Below are 14,399 nucleotides of genomic sequence, written 5' to 3'. Positions count from 1 at the left end.
GCCATGCGCCGGGGTTTCTTTTTGACTAATTGTTCTGATAAATATCTTTGTACAAACGGCTTTCAAAACGCACTAACGGAATACGGCGATTACGCTGATCCGCGGGTTTTACTGCATAGCCAGAAAGATATTGTACAAATGCCATTCGTTGCCCGCTCGCTGTGGTAATGAATCCCGCCAGGTTATATACCCCCTGCAACGAACCGGTTTTCGCTGAGACTTTGCCATCCACGCCCGCCTGATGCAGACCTGCACGGTACTGCAAAGAGCCGTCATAGCCCGCCAGCGGCAGCATGGAGATAAAGTTAAGTTCATTGTCGTGTTGGGCAATGTATTGCAGCACCTGCATCATGGTGGCGGGGGCAATCAGGTTATGCCGCGAAAGCCCTGAACCATCGGCAATAATGGTGTTACCAATATCGACACCGGCTTGCTGGCGCAGGATCTGACGCACGGCGTCCGACCCAGCCCGCCATGTTCCAGGCACATTGAAGCGCGCATGGCCGATCATGCGGAAAACCGTATCGGCGATCATGTTGTCCGACTTTTTCAGCATAATCTTAAGCAGATCGTGCAGCGGGGCCGACTGTTTACTGGCAACTACCGTTCCAGGTTCGTTAACCTGAGTCTGGCGCAGCAGTGTTCCGCTCCAGGTGATACCCGCCTGTTTTAACTCATCTTTCAGAATTGCACCGGCATAGCTGGCTCCATCCTGCACGGCAAAAGCCAACGGGAGCGGCTCAGAACGTTGTGGCAGGCATCCCGTCAGCGTAAAGCGGTTCAGGTCGCCTGGCACCACATCCAGTTCGCAGTATTGCGCTTCGGCAGAACCACGGGGGAGGGTGCGTACCTGGCTGAACATCGTAACGGGGTAATAAGATGCCACGCGTATAAAAGCCATATCACCAGGCTTTGGGGCACTGTAGAGCGAGACGGAGAAACAGTTGCGGTCAACTATGGCGGCAGCAGGCGGAGCGCTAAAGCATTGTGTCATGTCATTCCATGGCCAGCCGGGGGCTTTATCGTGGCTGGCGAAAATGGAGGTATCTATCAACACATTGCCATCGATTTGGTTGACGCCAGATTTTTTCAAAGTCGCGACCATATTGCGAATATCCTGACGTTTTAACGTCGGATCGGCACCAAATCGCGCCACTAAGTCACCCTTAAGTACGCCGTTTTCCACATTGCCTTTGGTTTCAAGCGTCGTGGTGAAACGAAAATCGGGGCCGAGTTGAATCAACGCCGCCAGCGCAGTAATCACTTTCTGGGTACTGGCGGGCAGCGCCATCTGCTGACTGTGGTAATCAATAGCGGGGGCCGACGCACCGACTTTTTGCACCATCAGGGCAAGGTTGGCACCTGCGGGGAGTTGAGTAACGTACTCATCAACATTCGCGGCCTGAACACTGAACGCTATACAGCTGGTCAATCCGATGATAAATCTGGAAAATCGCATAATCTCGCGCTAACAACCTGGAATCGAGCCGTCATACTACGGCGCAACGCCCTATAAAGTAAACGATGACCCTTCGGGAACTTCAGGGTAAAATGACCATCAAAATGTGAATTGTAGCTGACCTGGGACTTGTACCCGGGTCGGTATTTTTTTGCTTCTGGTCCCGGTGAGGAGTTATGCCGGGCAGGCCGAACAGCCGGGGTGGGTGAAGACTTGCCCCATCAGGAATATTCAAGAGGTATAACAAATGCAAGCTATTCCGATGACCTTACGCGGCGCTGAAAAATTACGCGAAGAGCTGGATTTTCTGAAATCTGTGCGCCGTCCTGAAATCATTGCTGCTATCGCGGAAGCGCGTGAGCATGGCGACCTGAAAGAAAACGCCGAATACCACGCAGCTCGTGAACAGCAGGGCTTCTGCGAAGGCCGTATCAAAGACATCGAAGCCAAGCTGTCAAACGCGCAGGTGATTGATGTCACCAAAATGCCCAACAATGGGCGCGTTATTTTTGGTGCTACCGTAACGGTGCTGAATCTGGATTCTGACGAAGAACAGACTTATCGCATCGTTGGCGATGACGAAGCTGACTTTAAACAAAACCTGATTTCTGTAAACTCGCCTATTGCTCGTGGCCTGATCGGCAAAGAAGAAGATGATGTTGTGGTCATCAAAACGCCGGGCGGCGAAGTAGAATTTGAAGTAATTAAGGTGGAATACCTGTAAGAATTACCCAATACTCAAGATGTTGATGTATTGTAAAGAAAGGAAAAAGGCCGCTCTGCGGCCTTTTATCAACGAACAGAGCGTGGCATTTTGCTCTCCTGCCTGCGGAAAACCCCTCGTTTTACACAGCAAATGTGTGTAACTTTAGGATAATCTTAGCGTGGCAGCGAGATTTTACGTTCTTTAGTTGGGCGATAAAGCACCAGCGTTTTACCGATGACCTGTACATTACAGGCGCCGGTTTCGCGCACGATAGCTTCCACGATCAAGGTTTTTGTTTCGCGATCTTCGGTGGCGATTTTCACCTTGATGAGTTCATGGTGCTCTAACGCTTGTTCAATCTCGGCCAGCACCCCTTCGGTCAAACCATTACTGCCAAGCAGAACAACTGGCTTGAGCGGATGTGCCAGACCTTTCAGGTGCTGTTTTTGTTTAGTACTCAGATTCATCGTATTTTTTGCTTACGTTGGGATTGAAAACGGGTCATTCTACCGCCATCTCCCATATATCACCAAATAGGCGCGTAAAAATTTACGCAATTGGTTACGATGAGTTATCCCCATGGGAAAGTTAAATGACAGGTAAGAAGCGTTCTGCCAGCTCCAGCCGCTGGCTTCAGGAACACTTTAGCGATAAATATGTTCAACAGGCACAGAAAAAGGGATTACGTTCCCGTGCCTGGTTTAAACTTGATGAAATACAGCAAAGTGACAAACTCTTTAAACCGGGAATGACGGTTGTCGACCTTGGTGCTGCTCCGGGTGGTTGGTCACAATATGTGGTCACCCAAATTGGCGGCAAAGGCCGCATCATCGCTTGCGATCTTTTACCTATGGATCCTATCGTTGGTGTGGACTTTCTTCAGGGCGATTTTCGTGATGAACTGGTGATGAAAGCACTGCTGGAGCGCGTTGGCGACAGCAAAGTCCAGGTTGTCATGTCCGATATGGCACCAAACATGAGCGGAACACCGGCGGTGGATATCCCCCGTGCCATGTATCTGGTGGAACTGGCGCTAGAAATGTGTCGTGATGTATTAGCGCCAGGTGGCAGTTTTGTAGTGAAGGTGTTCCAGGGCGAAGGTTTCGATGAGTATCTAAGGGAAATTCGCTCCCTGTTTACGAAGGTCAAAGTTCGTAAGCCGGACTCTTCTCGTGCACGTTCGCGAGAAGTGTATATTGTAGCGACCGGGCGTAAACCCTAACCGGGAGATTTCAGACGAAAGTTTGAAAGATGCTGGATATAGAGTATCCTGACGCTGTTTTTAACACAGTTGTAATAAGAGGTTAATCCCTTGAGTGACATGGCGAAAAACCTAATACTCTGGCTGGTCATTGCCGTTGTGCTGATGTCAGTATTCCAGAGCTTTGGGCCCAGCGAGTCTAATGGCCGTAAGGTGGATTACTCTACCTTCCTACAAGAGGTCAATAACGACCAGGTTCGTGAAGCGCGTATCAACGGACGTGAAATCAACGTTACCAAGAAAGATAGTAACCGTTATACCACTTACATTCCGGTTCAGGATCCGAAATTACTGGATAACCTGTTGACCAAGAACGTCAAGGTTGTCGGTGAACCGCCTGAAGAACCAAGCCTGCTGGCTTCTATCTTCATCTCCTGGTTCCCGATGCTGTTGCTGATTGGTGTCTGGATCTTCTTCATGCGTCAAATGCAGGGCGGCGGTGGCAAAGGTGCCATGTCGTTTGGTAAGAGCAAAGCGCGCATGCTGACGGAAGATCAGATCAAAACGACCTTTGCTGACGTTGCGGGCTGCGACGAAGCAAAAGAAGAAGTTGCTGAACTGGTAGAGTATCTGCGCGAGCCGAGCCGCTTCCAGAAACTCGGCGGTAAGATCCCGAAAGGCGTCCTGATGGTCGGTCCTCCGGGTACCGGTAAAACGTTGCTGGCGAAAGCGATTGCAGGCGAAGCGAAAGTTCCGTTCTTTACTATCTCCGGTTCTGACTTCGTAGAAATGTTCGTCGGTGTGGGTGCATCCCGTGTTCGTGACATGTTCGAACAGGCGAAGAAAGCGGCACCGTGCATCATTTTTATCGATGAAATCGACGCCGTAGGCCGCCAGCGTGGCGCTGGTCTGGGCGGTGGTCACGATGAACGTGAACAGACTCTGAACCAGATGCTGGTTGAGATGGATGGCTTCGAAGGTAATGAAGGTATCATCGTTATCGCCGCGACTAACCGTCCGGACGTTCTCGACCCGGCCCTGCTGCGTCCTGGCCGTTTCGACCGCCAGGTTGTGGTCGGCTTGCCAGATGTTCGCGGTCGTGAGCAGATCCTGAAAGTTCACATGCGTCGCGTACCATTGGCACCCGATATCGACGCGGCAATCATTGCCCGTGGTACTCCTGGTTTCTCCGGTGCTGACCTGGCGAACCTGGTGAACGAAGCGGCACTGTTCGCTGCTCGTGGCAACAAACGCGTTGTGTCGATGGTTGAGTTCGAGAAAGCGAAAGACAAAATCATGATGGGTGCGGAACGTCGCTCCATGGTGATGACGGAAGCGCAGAAAGAATCAACGGCTTACCACGAAGCGGGTCATGCGATTATCGGTCGCCTAGTGCCGGAACACGATCCGGTGCATAAAGTGACGATTATCCCACGCGGTCGTGCGCTGGGTGTGACTTTCTTCTTGCCTGAGGGCGACGCAATCAGCGCCAGCCGTCAGAAACTGGAAAGCCAGATTTCTACGCTGTACGGTGGTCGTCTGGCAGAAGAGATCATCTACGGGCCGGAACATGTTTCTACCGGTGCGTCCAACGATATTAAAGTTGCGACCAACCTGGCACGTAACATGGTGACTCAGTGGGGCTTCTCTGAGAAATTGGGTCCACTGCTGTACGCGGAAGAAGAAGGTGAAGTATTCCTCGGCCGTAGCGTAGCGAAAGCGAAACATATGTCCGATGAAACTGCACGTATCATCGACCAGGAAGTGAAAGCACTGATTGAGCGTAACTATAATCGTGCGCGTCAGCTTCTGACCGACAATATGGATATTCTGCATGCGATGAAAGATGCTCTCATGAAATATGAGACTATCGACGCACCGCAGATTGATGACCTGATGGCACGTCGCGATGTACGTCCGCCAGCGGGCTGGGAAGAACCAGGCGCTTCTAACAATTCTGGCGACAATGGTAGTCCAAAGGCTCCTCGTCCGGTTGATGAACCGCGTACGCCGAACCCGGGTAACACCATGTCAGAGCAGTTAGGCGACAAGTAAGTTCCCGCATCAGATGACTGTATTTGTACCGAAAACCCCGGGGCGTGCTCCGGGGTTTTTTCTTATCAATTCATACCAGGGATAACATCATGAAACTCTTTGCCCAGGGTACTTCACTGGACCTTAGCCATCCTCACGTAATGGGGATCCTCAACGTCACGCCTGATTCCTTTTCGGATGGTGGCACGCATAACTCGCTGATAGATGCGGTGAAACATGCGAATCTGATGATCAATGCTGGCGCGACGATCATTGACGTTGGTGGCGAGTCCACGCGCCCAGGGGCGGCGGAAGTTAGCGTTGAAGAAGAGTTGCAACGTGTTATTCCTGTGGTTGAGGCAATTGCTCAACGCTTCGAAGTCTGGATCTCGGTCGATACATCCAAACCAGAAGTCATCCGTGAGTCAGCGAAAGTTGGCGCTCACATTATTAATGATATCCGCTCCCTTTCCGAACCTGGCGCTCTGGAGACGGCTGCAGAAACCGGTTTACCGGTTTGTCTGATGCATATGCAGGGAAATCCAAAAACCATGCAGGAAGCTCCGAAGTATGACGATGTCTTTGCAGAAGTGAATCGCTACTTTATTGAGCAAATAGCACGTTGCGAGCAGGCGGGTATCGCAAAAGAGAAATTGTTGCTCGACCCCGGATTCGGTTTCGGTAAAAATCTCTCCCATAACTATTCATTACTGGCGCGCCTGGCTGAATTTCACCATTTCAACCTGCCGCTGTTGGTGGGTATGTCACGAAAATCGATGATTGGGCAGCTGCTGAACGTGGGGCCGTCCGAGCGCCTGAGCGGTAGTCTGGCCTGTGCGGTCATTGCCGCAATGCAAGGCGCGCACATCATTCGTGTTCATGACGTCAAAGAAACCGTAGAAGCGATGCGGGTGGTGGAAGCCACTCTGTCTGCAAAGGAAAACAAACGCTATGAGTAATCGTAAATATTTCGGTACCGATGGGATTCGTGGTCGTGTAGGGGATGCGCCGATCACACCTGATTTTGTGCTTAAGCTGGGTTGGGCCGCGGGTAAAGTGCTGGCGCGCCACGGCTCCCGTAAGATTATTATTGGTAAAGACACGCGTATTTCTGGCTATATGCTGGAGTCAGCACTGGAAGCGGGTCTGGCGGCAGCGGGCCTTTCCGCACTCTTCACTGGCCCGATGCCAACACCGGCCGTGGCTTATCTGACGCGTACCTTCCGCGCAGAGGCCGGAATTGTGATATCTGCATCGCATAACCCGTTCTACGATAATGGGATTAAATTCTTCTCTATCGACGGCACTAAACTGCCGGATGCGGTAGAAGAGGCCATCGAAGCGGAAATGGAAAAGGAGATCAGCTGCGTTGATTCGGCAGAACTGGGTAAAGCCAGCCGTATCGTTGATGCCGCGGGTCGCTATATCGAGTTTTGCAAAGCCACGTTCCCGAACGAACTTAGCCTCAGTGAACTGAAGATTGTGGTGGATTGTGCAAACGGTGCGACTTATCACATCGCGCCGAACGTGCTGCGCGAACTGGGGGCGAACGTTATCGCTATCGGTTGTGAGCCAAACGGTGTAAACATCAATGCCGAAGTGGGGGCTACCGACGTTCGCGCGCTCCAGGCTCGTGTGCTGGCTGAAAAAGCGGATCTCGGTATTGCCTTCGACGGCGACGGCGATCGCGTGATTATGGTTGACCATGAAGGCAATAAAGTCGATGGCGATCAGAGCATGTATATCATCGCGCGTGAAGGTCTTCGTCAGGGCCAGCTGCGTGGTGGCGCTGTGGGTACATTGATGAGCAACATGGGGCTTGAACTGGCGCTGAAACAGTTAGGAATTCCATTTGCGCGCGCGAAAGTGGGTGACCGCTACGTACTGGAAAAAATGCAGGAGAAAGGCTGGCGTATCGGTGCAGAGAATTCCGGTCATGTGATCCTGCTGGATAAAACCACTACCGGTGACGGCATCGTTGCTGGCTTGCAGGTGCTGGCGGCGATGGCACGTAACCATATGAGCCTGCACGACCTTTGCAGCGGCATGAAAATGTTCCCGCAGATTCTGGTTAACGTACGTTACACCGCAGGTAGCGGCGATCCGCTTGAGCATGAGTCAGTTAAAGCCGTGACCGCAGAGGTTGAAGCTGCGCTGGGCGACCGTGGACGCGTGTTGCTGCGTAAATCCGGCACCGAACCGTTAATTCGCGTGATGGTGGAAGGCGAAGACGAAGCGCAGGTGACTGAATTTGCACACCGCATCGCCGATGCAGTAAAAGCCGTTTAAAGCGTTAGATAACTGGCTAAAAAGGCGGCGATTGTCGCCTTTTTTCTCGGCGAACACATCGGTTTTGCTGTTTTTTTCCGCAGTTGATACAATGCGATAAAATTGCCCTTGCGAAGATCATTCGCTTTGGTTAGTATTCACACCCGCTTCAGTGGGAAAGATTAAAAACTCCCGCTTTATTGGTTGAAGCATTGGTACGCGGCAACTCCGCAAGGAACAGGTTGATTATGTACGAAGCTCTTTTAGTAGTTTTCCTTATTGTGGCAATTGGCCTTGTTGGTCTGATCATGCTGCAGCAAGGTAAAGGCGCTGATATGGGAGCCTCCTTCGGAGCAGGCGCTTCCGCTACGCTGTTTGGTTCAAGTGGTTCTGGTAACTTCATGACCCGCATGACGGCGCTGCTGGCAACGTTATTCTTCATCATCAGTCTGGTGCTGGGTAACATCAATAGCAACAAAACCAATAGAGGTAGCGAATGGGAAAATCTGAGTGCACCGGCGAAAACCGAACAAACTCAGCCAGCTGCTCCGGCTAAGCCGACCAGCGATATCCCGAACTAAAAAGTAGTATCCGTGCCGAGGTGGTGGAATTGGTAGACACGCTACCTTGAGGTGGTAGTGCCCAATAGGGCTTACGGGTTCAAGTCCCGTCCTCGGTACCAAATTCCAGAAAAGAGACGCTGAAAAGCGTCTCTTTTCGTTTTGGTCCTGGTCTGATGAATGGTTGTCAGGTATCTGTATCTCGTCCAGTTGCTTTACTCGTAGCTGGTACCTTGAAACGATGGTGCCGGTACGCCTTAGTTATAAACTTTTCCCTACTGCTGACATAATTGGCACTTTATTGTGTCAACTCCAGTTCCGGTACGAATACGGATATGTTTACTTCTCGATAAACCATCGTGCTCCTGTCAGTATAACTACTGATGGCTACGTTCTGCGTAATGTTTAGAGACGCATTGATAATGTTATTTAATTACTGAGAACGCAATGGTCGCATCATTTAAAAAGAAAAAACTAACAGTGTTTCGGTCTGATATGGATCAGAGTTGAAAAACATGTCTGATATAAAATTGAACATTGTTGATAATTGTTTATATTGGTTGTGAACTTGGATTTCTGGATGACAGTATTCAACAAATTTGCTAGAAGATTTTAAATCTCATTGGTTGTTGTATCTTTGTGTTATTGTTTTTGGTATTACGAACTTAGTCGCCTCTTCCGGAGCGCATATGGTTCAGCGATTGCTGTTCTTCGTCCTGACCATCCTGGTTGTTAAACGTATATCATCCCTTCCGCTTCGCCTGCTTGTTGCCGCACCATTTGTGTTACTGACTGCGGCAGACATGAGTATTAGCCTCTATTCATGGTGTACCTTTGGTACAACTTTCAATGATGGATTTGCGATTAGTGTGCTGCAGAGTGATCCGGATGAAGTTGTGAAAATGCTGGGGATGTATATCCCTTATCTATGTGCTTTTGCTTTTTTATCCCTTCTTTTTTTGGCAGTAATAATAAAATATGATGTTTCCTTGCCGACAAAAAAAGTGACAGGAATATTATTGCTGATTGTCATTTCGGGCAGTTTATTTTCCGCTTGTCAATTTGCTTATAAAGATGCAAAAAATAAAAAAGCGTTCAGTCCATATATACTAGCGTCGTGATTTGCTACCTATACGCCGTTTTTCAATCTCAACTATTTTGCTTTAGCAGCGAAAGAGCATCAAAGATTACTCTCAATTGCAAACACGGTGCCGTATTTTCAATTATCAGTCAGGGATACAGGTATTGATACCTACGTGTTGATTGTGGGGGAGTCTGTACGTGTCGACAATATGTCTTTGTATGGATATACACGCTCTACGACACCGCAAGTTGAAGCACAAAGAAAACAGATCAAACTGTTTAATCAAGCAATAAGCGGCGCACCTTACACTGCGCTGTCGGTTCCCCTTTCTTTAACTGTTGATTCTGTTTTGAGTCATGACATTCATAATTACCCCGACAACATTATTAATATGGCTAATCAAGCAGGATTTCAGACTTTCTGGCTAAGCTCGCAATCCGCTTTTCGGCAGAATGGTACAGCAGTTACCAGTATCGCCATGCGCGCCATGGAAACAGTTTATGTCAGAGGATTTGATGAATTGTTGTTGCCGCATTTATCGCAAGCATTACAGCAAAATACGCAGCAAAAGAAACTGATTGTTCTTCATTTAAATGGAAGCCATGAACCGGCTTGTAGCGCCTATCCGCAATCCAGCGCCGTGTTTCAACCGCAGGACGATCAGGATGCCTGCTATGACAACTCCATTCATTACACAGATAGTTTGCTAGGTCAGGTTTTTGAATTATTAAAAGATCGCCGCGCCTCGGTCATGTATTTTGCCGACCACGGCCTGGAACGTGACCCTACGAAGAAGAACGTCTATTTTCATGGAGGCAGGGAGGCTAGCCAGCAGGCATATCATGTCCCGATGTTTATCTGGTATAGCCCCGTTCTTGGGGATGGCGTGGATCGCACAACGGAAAACAATATCTTTTCGACAGCTTACAATAATTACCTTATTAATGCGTGGATGGGGGTAACAAAGCCGGAACAGCCGCAAACGCTTGAGGAAGTGATTGCACACTATAAAGGAGACTCACGGGTTGTGGATGCAAACCATGATGTTTTCGATTATGTGATGCTCAGAAAGGAGTTTACAGAGGATAAGCAAGGTAACCCCACCCCTGAAGGGCAGGGTTGATGTCGAATTACTGGCCTTTGTTTTCCATATTCTCCACCTGCGGCAGGCCTGAAGTGGCAGAGGAGGAAAGCAGGCCAGTTTTGGCATAACCAAAAAGTTTCTCTCGGGTATCAGTGATATCCAGATTACGCATGGTCAATTGACCAATACGATCATCTGGCGAGAACACCGAGTCGCCTTTTTCCATCGTCAGACGCTCTGGCTTGTAGGTCAGGTTCTCTGAGACGGTATTCAGGATTGAATAATCGTTCCCACGGCGCAGCTCCAGGGTAACTTCACCAGTGATCTGGCTGGCAACCCAGCGTTGCAGAGAGTCACGCAGCATCAGCGCCTGGGAGTCAAACCAACGCCCCTGGTACAGCAGACGGCCCAACTGACGACCATGCGCGTGATACTGCTCAATGGTGTCTTCGTTGTGAATACCGGTCAACAGACGTTCATACGCAATGTGCAGCAGTGCCATCCCCGGAGCTTCGTAAATACCACGGCTTTTCGCTTCGATGATACGGTTCTCAATCTGGTCGCTCATGCCCAGGCCGTGACGACCGCCGGTGCGGTTAGCTTCCAGCATCATTTCTACGTCGTCGCTAAAGGTTTTACCGTTCAGCGCCACCGGATGACCTTGCTCAAAGCGTACTGTGACTTCTTCTGCCGGGATCTTCACGCTCTCATCCCAGAATTTCACGCCCATAATCGGGTTGACGATTTTGACGCTGGAGTTGAGGTATTCCAGATCCTTCGCTTCATGCGTTGCACCAAGCATGTTGGAGTCTGTGGAGTAGGCTTTTTCGACAGACATTTTGTAGTCGAAACCGCAGGCAATCATAAATTCAGACATCTCATGACGGCCGCCCAGTTCATCAATAAAGTCAGTATCAAGCCACGGTTTGTAAATCTGCAGTTCAGCATTGGTCAGCAGACCATAACGATAGAAACGTTCGATATCGTTTCCTTTATAGGTGCTACCGTCACCCCAGATATTCACGCCATCTTCTTTCATCGCAGCAACCAGCATGGTACCAGTCACGGCGCGGCCCAGCGGCGTCGTGTTGAAATAGGTCAGGCCGCCGGTGGTGTTATGAAATGCGCCACACTGAATAGCGGCAATACCTTCGGCCACCAGTTGTTTGCGGCAGTCGATCAGACGTGCGTTCTCCGCGCCGTATTCCATGGCACGACGAGGGATCGCATCATAATCCTCTTCGTCTGGCTGGCCCAGGTTTGCAGTATATGCATAAGGAACCGCTCCCTTTTGTCGCATCCACAGCAGTGCGGCACTGGTGTCCAGACCGCCGGAAAAAGCGATACCAATACGTTGACCTACCGGGAGATGCTTGAGAATCGTCGTCATAAAATAACACCCTGCTTAATTAACTGATGATGAGCCTGGATTTCGCTCTCACTGAATTTTTATGCAAAATAAATGAGTTTTCATTTAATCATCTTTTATCGGAGACAGGAAGAGTTTAGTGTGTTTTTTGTAAAATAATGCGCTTAAGGGAGAGCAGGGGAAGGCAAAAGTATTCAACAAATGAAAGTGAACTGGATATTCATTCACGTGATTAGCAATAAACGTTGACAAAATGTGGCATGGATCACTATAATGCCTGCAGATTTTACGTCCCGTCTCGGTACACCAAATCCCAGCAGTATTTGCATTTTTTACCCAAAACGAGTAGAATTTGCCACGTTTCAGGCGCGGGGTGGAGCAGCTTGGTAGCTCGTCGGGCTCATAACCCGAAGGTCGTCGGTTCAAATCCGGCCCCCGCAACCACTTTCCCTTAGAGTCCTTTTTCAAATATACTGTGAAGACTTCGGCCTTCGTAGTGGGATTTGAAAAAATCCTTCTGGAAAGTGCTCCAGACCGCAGTTGCGGTTATAGGGTTCAGTTATATAAAGCCCCGATTTATCGGGGTTTTTTGTTATCTGACTACAGAATAACTGGGCTTTAGGCCCTTTTTTTATGTCTTGGGGGTGGGCTTGTCCACATTAGAGCAAAAATTAACAGAGATGATTACTGCGCCAGTTGAGGCCCTGGGTTTTGAACTGGTAGGCATCGAATTTATTCGCGGTCGCACATCCACACTGCGCATCTATATTGATAGTGAAGATGGCATCAATGTTGATGATTGTGCTGATGTGAGCCACCAGGTAAGTGCTGTGCTGGATGTTGAAGATCCCATCACCGTTGCTTATAACCTGGAAGTCTCCTCACCGGGTCTCGATCGCCCACTGTTCACGGCTGAACACTACGCCCGTTTTGTCGGAGAAGAGGTGACTCTGGTTCTCCGTATGGCGGTACAAAACCGTCGTAAATGGCAGGGCGTTATCAAAGCGGTAGACGGTGAAATGATCACAGTTACCGTCGAAGGTAAAGATGAAGTGTTCGCGCTGAGTAATATCCAGAAGGCGAACCTGGTTCCCCACTTTTAATAGTCTGGATGAGGTGAAAAGCCCGCGATGAACAAAGAAATTTTGGCTGTAGTTGAAGCCGTATCCAATGAAAAGGCGCTACCTCGCGAGAAGATTTTCGAAGCATTGGAAAGCGCGCTGGCGACAGCAACAAAGAAAAAATATGAGCAAGAGATCGACGTCCGTGTACAGATCGATCGCAAAAGCGGTGATTTTGACACCTTCCGTCGCTGGTTAGTTGTTGATGAAGTCACCCAGCCGACCAAGGAAATCACCCTTGAAGCCGCACGTTATGAAGATGAAAGCCTGAACTTGGGCGATTACGTTGAAGATCAGATTGAGTCTGTTACCTTTGACCGTATCACCACCCAGACGGCAAAACAGGTTATCGTGCAGAAAGTGCGTGAAGCCGAACGTGCGATGGTGGTTGATCAGTTCCGTGAACACGAAGGTGAAATCATCACCGGCGTGGTGAAAAAAGTAAACCGCGACAACATCTCTTTGGATCTGGGCAACAACGCTGAAGCCGTGATCCTGCGCGAAGATATGCTGCCGCGTGAAAACTTCCGCCCTGGCGACCGCGTTCGTGGCGTGCTTTATTCCGTTCGCCCGGAAGCGCGTGGCGCGCAACTGTTCGTCACTCGTTCCAAGCCGGAAATGCTGATCGAACTGTTCCGTATTGAAGTGCCGGAAATCGGCGAAGAAGTGATTGAAATTAAAGCAGCGGCTCGCGACCCGGGTTCTCGTGCGAAAATCGCGGTGAAAACCAACGATAAACGTATCGATCCGGTAGGTGCTTGCGTAGGTATGCGTGGCGCGCGTGTTCAGGCGGTTTCTACTGAACTGGGCGGCGAGCGTATCGATATCGTCCTGTGGGATGATAACCCGGCGCAGTTTGTGATTAACGCAATGGCACCGGCAGACGTTGCTTCTATCGTGGTGGATGAAGATAAACACACCATGGATATCGCCGTTGAAGCCGGTAACCTGGCGCAGGCGATTGGCCGTAACGGTCAGAACGTGCGTCTGGCTTCGCAGCTGAGCGGTTGGGAACTCAACGTAATGACCGTTGACGACCTGCAGGCTAAGCATCAGGCGGAAGCGCACGCAGCGATCGACACCTTCACCAAATATCTCGACATCGACGAAGACTTCGCGACTGTTCTGGTAGAAGAAGGTTTCTCGACGCTGGAAGAACTGGCCTATGTGCCGATGAAAGAGCTGTTGGAAATCGAAGGCCTTGATGAGCCGACCGTTGAAGCACTGCGCGAGCGTGCTAAAAATGCACTGGCCACCATTGCACAGGCCCAGGAAGAAAGCCTCGGTGATAACAAACCGGCTGACGATCTGCTGAACCTTGAAGGGGTAGATCGTGATTTGGCATTCAAACTGGCCGCCCGTGGCGTTTGTACGCTGGAAGATCTCGCCGAACAGGGCATTGATGATCTGGCTGATATCGAAGGGTTGACCGACGAAAAAGCCGGAGCACTGATTATGGCTGCCCGTAATATTTGCTGGTTCGGTGACGAAGCGTAATAAACTGTAGCAGGAA

General features: G+C 49.9%; 11 protein-coding genes, 2 tRNA genes and 1 pseudogene. 11 read left to right on the top strand and 3 right to left on the bottom strand.

The window, feature by feature from the left end:
* Window positions 1-25 precede the first annotated feature (25 nt).
* Window positions 26-1,459 (bottom strand): serine-type D-Ala-D-Ala carboxypeptidase, encoded by a 1,434-nt coding sequence (gene dacB, locus ACUU1M_RS06330; protein ID WP_001212656.1) that lies wholly within the window; start codon window positions 1,457-1,459, stop codon window positions 26-28.
* Between the two features lie 247 nt (window positions 1,460-1,706).
* Here dacB and greA point away from each other — a divergent pair, with 247 nt between their 5' ends.
* A complete protein-coding gene (gene greA, locus ACUU1M_RS06325) occupies window positions 1,707-2,183 on the top strand; it encodes a transcription elongation factor GreA (RefSeq protein ID WP_001148001.1) in 477 nt (158 codons plus the stop codon).
* A 155-nt stretch (window positions 2,184-2,338) separates the two neighbouring features.
* Here the strand turns inward: greA and yhbY are convergent, their stop codons facing one another.
* Entirely contained in the window at window positions 2,339-2,632 is a 294-nt protein-coding gene (yhbY, locus tag ACUU1M_RS06320) for a ribosome assembly RNA-binding protein YhbY (RefSeq protein WP_001054420.1), read from the bottom strand.
* 125 nt (window positions 2,633-2,757) lie between these two features.
* Between yhbY and rlmE the strand changes: the two genes are divergently transcribed.
* The 7 genes and pseudogenes from rlmE to ACUU1M_RS06285 all read left to right on the top strand — a co-directional run bounded on the left by rlmE (window position 2,758) and on the right by ACUU1M_RS06285 (window position 10,435).
* On the top strand, window positions 2,758-3,387 hold the full coding sequence (gene rlmE, locus ACUU1M_RS06315) for a 23S rRNA (uridine(2552)-2'-O)-methyltransferase RlmE (protein WP_000145975.1): 630 nt from the start codon (window positions 2,758-2,760) through the stop codon (window positions 3,385-3,387).
* Window positions 3,388-3,486: 99 nt separating this feature from the next.
* Window positions 3,487-5,421 carry an ATP-dependent zinc metalloprotease FtsH gene (ftsH, locus tag ACUU1M_RS06310; RefSeq protein WP_001107467.1) on the top strand — a complete coding sequence of 645 codons (1,935 nt, stop codon included), beginning with the start codon at window positions 3,487-3,489 and terminating at the stop codon, window positions 5,419-5,421.
* 89 nt (window positions 5,422-5,510) lie between these two features.
* Window positions 5,511-6,359 (top strand): dihydropteroate synthase, encoded by an 849-nt coding sequence (folP, locus tag ACUU1M_RS06305; RefSeq protein WP_000764738.1) that lies wholly within the window; start codon window positions 5,511-5,513, stop codon window positions 6,357-6,359.
* Entirely contained in the window at window positions 6,352-7,689 is a 1,338-nt protein-coding gene (gene glmM, locus ACUU1M_RS06300) for a phosphoglucosamine mutase (RefSeq protein WP_000071148.1), read from the top strand. The genes folP and glmM overlap by 8 nt, the downstream gene beginning before the upstream one ends.
* 227 nt (window positions 7,690-7,916) lie before the next feature.
* Window positions 7,917-8,249 carry a preprotein translocase subunit SecG gene (secG, locus tag ACUU1M_RS06295; protein ID WP_005050778.1) on the top strand — a complete coding sequence of 111 codons (333 nt, stop codon included), beginning with the start codon at window positions 7,917-7,919 and terminating at the stop codon, window positions 8,247-8,249.
* Between the two features lie 14 nt (window positions 8,250-8,263).
* Window positions 8,264-8,350: transfer RNA gene (locus tag ACUU1M_RS06290), tRNA-Leu, on the top strand.
* Window positions 8,351-8,808: 458 nt separating this feature from the next.
* Window positions 8,809-10,435 (top strand): annotated as a pseudogene (locus tag ACUU1M_RS06285) (sulfatase-like hydrolase/transferase).
* Between the two features lie 7 nt (window positions 10,436-10,442).
* On the opposite strand, the gene argG reads toward ACUU1M_RS06285, so the two are convergent.
* Window positions 10,443-11,786: an argininosuccinate synthase gene (gene argG / locus ACUU1M_RS06280; RefSeq protein ID WP_000207688.1), complete on the bottom strand. Its 1,344-nt coding sequence runs from the start codon at window positions 11,784-11,786 to the stop codon at window positions 10,443-10,445.
* 346 nt (window positions 11,787-12,132) lie between these two features.
* Between argG and ACUU1M_RS06275 the strand changes: the two genes are divergently transcribed.
* The 3 genes from ACUU1M_RS06275 to nusA all read left to right on the top strand — a co-directional run bounded on the left by ACUU1M_RS06275 (window position 12,133) and on the right by nusA (window position 14,383).
* A tRNA-Met gene (locus tag ACUU1M_RS06275) sits at window positions 12,133-12,209 on the top strand.
* Between the two features lie 206 nt (window positions 12,210-12,415).
* Window positions 12,416-12,868, top strand: coding sequence for a ribosome maturation factor RimP (gene rimP / locus ACUU1M_RS06270; RefSeq protein WP_001300397.1), 453 nt, complete (start codon window positions 12,416-12,418; stop codon window positions 12,866-12,868).
* 27 nt (window positions 12,869-12,895) lie between these two features.
* Window positions 12,896-14,383: a transcription termination factor NusA gene (gene nusA, locus ACUU1M_RS06265; protein ID WP_001031057.1), complete on the top strand. Its 1,488-nt coding sequence runs from the start codon at window positions 12,896-12,898 to the stop codon at window positions 14,381-14,383.
* Window positions 14,384-14,399 lie beyond the last annotated feature (16 nt).

Source organism: Shigella sp. SIG6 (assembly GCF_053555815.1).
This window is presented reverse-complemented; position numbering and strand designations above follow the sequence as displayed.